The following is a 3,996-nucleotide window of genomic DNA, read 5'->3' on the forward strand; positions in this document are numbered from 1 at the left end:
GGGCGAGCGAGTTCACACTACCGAGGAGCGAATCTCATCCTGGGGGCGAGCGAGTTTTCACTGCTGGGGAGCAACTTTTACCCTGGGGCGAGCGACCCCTACCCTTGATGGAGCGAATCCCCCCAAGGGCGAGCAAGATCCACCACAGGTGGAGCGAGCCCCACCACAAACTAAAAGGCCCCCCCAATCAGGGCAGCCCTCCACTTTTACAACAACACTCTATCCTTCTTCTTACTAGATTCATATGCCGCTAGTCCTACTTCCGTCGCCTTCAGTCCATCATATCCTGTAATTGACGGTTTACTACCAGTCCTCACGCAATCAATGAAATCCTCAACCAGTCCAAAATCCATATCCTTTCCGAAGAAAACATTGGACAACGCTTTGTCAGCCCCGTTAGCAAACAACCTAAAGTGTTCTTTTAACGCATCCACTTTTACGGTTCGCTTGGTACCGATCACTTCAATCGTTACATCGCCCCATGTTGGATATTCTTCAAAGTATGACCAACTCGCATCGTGGGAGGCGATGACTCCATTTTCAAACTCCAACGTCAAGAGGCCTGCATCATCTATCGGGATATCGTGGAAATAAGAATCCACCATTGCGTATACTTCACTTACCTCAGAGCCCGTTAACCAGCGCATGATATCAACCATGTGCACGGTATGGTCAAGGACGGCGCCACCACCAGACATTGCTTCATCGATAAACCACCCACCCGGATTTTGCCCGCGGTTTGTCGTGCGGAATGCTACAATTTCACCAAGTTCGCCTGCATCAATCATCGCCTTCAGTTGGCGAATTGGCTCATTAAATCGCACGGGGAAAGCAATTTGGAGAATAACCCCATTGTCCTCACATGCACGAATCATCTCCTCAGCATCAGCAATATTTGTGGAAATTGGCTTTTCACATAAAATATGTTTTTTCGCCTGTGCAGCAGCTAGCACCATCTCTTTATGGCGGATATTTTCGCTACAAATGATCACTGCATCCATATCAGCTGCCAAAAATTCCTCCATATCAGAAAAATGCTTCATCCCATATTTTGCAGCAACCTCTTGTCCACGAGCCACATCATCATCGAACACCCCAATCATCTCGACGCCATCCAGCTTCTGCAAACTATCTGCATAGCTGTATGCATGCATGTGGGCAAAGCTCATCATCCCAATTTTCATTTCGATTCACCTCCAAAAACTTGCTCATGATAGGCTTTCAACTGCTCCACTAAGTCATCCGTCACATCACGGGAATTTTTCAAAATTAATTCTGGCTGATATTTCAATACACTAGACTGCTGTGGGGAAATTGGATTCACGTCATCACTGTTAAATTCAATGATTTTTTTATTACCACTCCATTGCAACTCGATAAACTCTCGCTCACCAAACGTATAGTCAAGATGGGCCATCGTTCCTCCACCGAAGTCCACAGTTACAATGACATGCCGTGGTACATCATTTACTTCCGAGCGCTTCACCCAAACACGTTCTGGCTTACCAAGTACAGAAGACACGACCATCAAGTCCTCAGCAATCACAGCCGTAGTTGTATCCGTTGTCATTCTTCTGAAACGAAAAACTCCCCGAGGAACAGAGCTATCCAGAATCACAGCTTTTGCCTGTTGGAAAAATAAATAACTCTCCAAATCGAAGTATACTTTCTGAAGCCTGCCTTCCAACACACTCATTGCCGGTGCAACCACATCATGTCCCTCCAACGCCTCATCTCCAACATAAAAACATCCATCACGGACATCTGAAGCCGATTCAACCACTAGCCCATCGACACGGCCCACTTTTTGCTTATCCAATAAAATAACTTTTGCCAACGCACTCGCCTCCTATGACAATAATTTTTTCAACCGATTGACACATTCCAGATTTGCTTCTTTCGGATCCTCTACCCCCTCATACTCAATCGAAAGCCAGCCATCATAGCCATTCTCGTTCAAGCCATTCACCACATACCCTAAATCCACCTGCCCATCTCCAGGGATCGTCCCAATCAGCTCCTCCCCTTTCATGGAACGGAATCCATTCACATCTTCGGAAGGATCTTTTTTGCGAAAATCTTTAAAGTGAACATGGACGATTTCCTTTTTCAAGCGATCAAATGACTGTTTTGGATCTTGATGTACCAATAAAAAGTTCCCCGTATCGAAAGTTGATTTTACAAAAGGACTGCCAACCTTCGCGATGATTTCTTCCACTTGTTCACTGCGCCCAGCTAAAAGTCCGTGGTTTTCAATAGCAAGATAAACTTCCTCTTGTTCTGCAAATTCAGCTGCCTTTTTTAATCCATCAACAATCCACTCTTGCCCGTCTTCATACGTTAAATCGCCACTTAAGTCCCCACAGAACGTGCGGACGATATTGGTTCCTAACTGTTTTGCCACGCGAATACCATCTTTTACTTTTTCGACTTGTTGCATGCGCTCTTCCTCTGACTCCACAACAAAATTATTCGTCACATCATACGCTGACACGACCAACCCTTGTTCCTTCACTTCCTTCAACACTTCAGGAATTTCTTTTTCTTTATCCTTCCAGTAAATATCGAGTAATTCCACCCCATCAGCTTGAATGCTTTTTGCAAAATGAACAAAATCAACTGGTGACCAGCCCTCTGTTTGCACAACTTTATGGACACTATACATGCTTACACTAATTTTCATCGAAAACGCTCCTTTATTTTGTAAACGCCTTTACATTCTTATTTCTTTTCCAGCTTTCGCAGATTCATAGACAGCATTTAGCATGCGCATTACCTCTACCCCATCTTGAACAGGCGCAATATTTTCTTTTCCTTCCAAGCAGCAGTCTACAAAATGGTTGATTTCACTCGTGAAGGCCTGGTTAAAATCAAAGCCTAAGTTATCCACTTGTGGTGCCATGTTTAAAATCGTGTCATGTTTTTCCGATACAATTGCTAGTTCAGGTTCAATCTCTGCTCCACCTTTGTCACCAAAGAGTTTCACGGAAATCTCATCTTTTTTCGCCTGCAACGTAAAACTAACATCCACCAACAAGGAAGCACCATTTTCAAAACGAATCATCGCATTTGTTAAATCTTCCACATCGTTTAGTGTTGGATCATAATCGGCAGCTTTATAGAAAGATAGATTTTTTACATGGCTACGATTTCCAAGCTTGTTGTACGTGTTGCCACTTACAGAAACCGGCTTCGGCTTGCCCATTAAGTACCAGCAAATATCAATCATATGTACACCTAGGTCGATTAATGGACCACCTCCAGATTTGGAGCTGTCACTGAACCAGCCACCTGGATTCCCTAGACGACGAAGGCACGAAGCTTTTGCATAATAAATCTCTCCCAGATCGTCATGATCAATAAATGTTTTGAGTAATTTTGCATTGGAGGCATGGCGGCGAACAAACCCAACTTGTAGCACCTTGCCTGTTTTCTCAACAGCCGCTTGAACGGCCTCCGCTTCCTCCACCGTCATGCTTAACGGCTTCTCAACTAGCACATGCTTCCCAGCCTCTAATGCTGCAATCGCAATATCAGCATGCGAATTATTCCACGTACAAATACTCACTGCATCAATATCTTCATTTTTTAACAGCTCTTTATAATCGGTGTATAACTGCTCCACCTCATATTTTTTCCCTTTTTCCTGTACACGCGCTTCATTCACATCACAAAAAGCAACTAATTCTACTTTTTTATTATTCTTATACGGTTCAATATGTAATTCTGAAATGGACCCAACACCTATAACTCCAACCTTTAGCATATATTAACCTCCTGTATTTTGTATGTTAATTTTAAATTATTCTAAATTATCATCCTATAATGAAATTTTATCATAGATTAGAGATAGGGTGAAGTTTTGGGGGTAGTAGTTGGTAGTGGAATCGGGTGTGGAGCGAATTCCTTTGGTTGGGGAGCGAGTTCTTTTTAGGGGCGAGCGAATTTTGGAGGTTGGGGAGCATTTTGACATGGGGCGCGAGCGATTTCCTTGGC

4 protein-coding genes are annotated in these 3,996 nt (G+C 43.8%); all 4 read right to left on the minus strand.

Annotation, left to right across the window (positions count from 1 at the left end; genetic code table 11):
- Positions 1 to 206: 206 nt before the first annotated feature.
- From BUB12_RS03815 to BUB12_RS03830, 4 genes are read right to left on the minus strand one after another with little or no spacing between them, the layout of a single operon-like run.
- Positions 207 to 1,184 carry a Gfo/Idh/MocA family protein gene (locus tag BUB12_RS03815; protein WP_072888204.1) on the minus strand — a complete coding sequence of 326 codons (978 nt, stop codon included), beginning with the start codon at positions 1,182 to 1,184 and terminating at the stop codon, positions 207 to 209.
- Positions 1,181 to 1,837 (minus strand): hypothetical protein, encoded by a 657-nt coding sequence (locus tag BUB12_RS03820; RefSeq protein WP_072888206.1) that lies wholly within the window; start codon positions 1,835 to 1,837, stop codon positions 1,181 to 1,183. The genes BUB12_RS03815 and BUB12_RS03820 overlap by 4 nt, the downstream gene beginning before the upstream one ends.
- A 12-nt stretch (positions 1,838 to 1,849) precedes the next feature.
- Positions 1,850 to 2,683 (minus strand): sugar phosphate isomerase/epimerase family protein, encoded by an 834-nt coding sequence (locus BUB12_RS03825; RefSeq protein ID WP_072888208.1) that lies wholly within the window; start codon positions 2,681 to 2,683, stop codon positions 1,850 to 1,852.
- 30 nt (positions 2,684 to 2,713) lie between these two features.
- Positions 2,714 to 3,766: a Gfo/Idh/MocA family protein gene (locus tag BUB12_RS03830; protein WP_072888210.1), complete on the minus strand. Its 1,053-nt coding sequence runs from the start codon at positions 3,764 to 3,766 to the stop codon at positions 2,714 to 2,716.
- Between the last annotated feature and the right edge of the window lie 230 nt (positions 3,767 to 3,996).

Origin of the sequence: Ornithinibacillus halophilus (genome assembly GCF_900129485.1) — a bacterium.
Classification (GTDB): domain Bacteria; phylum Bacillota; class Bacilli; order Bacillales; family Amphibacillaceae; genus Ornithinibacillus; species Ornithinibacillus halophilus.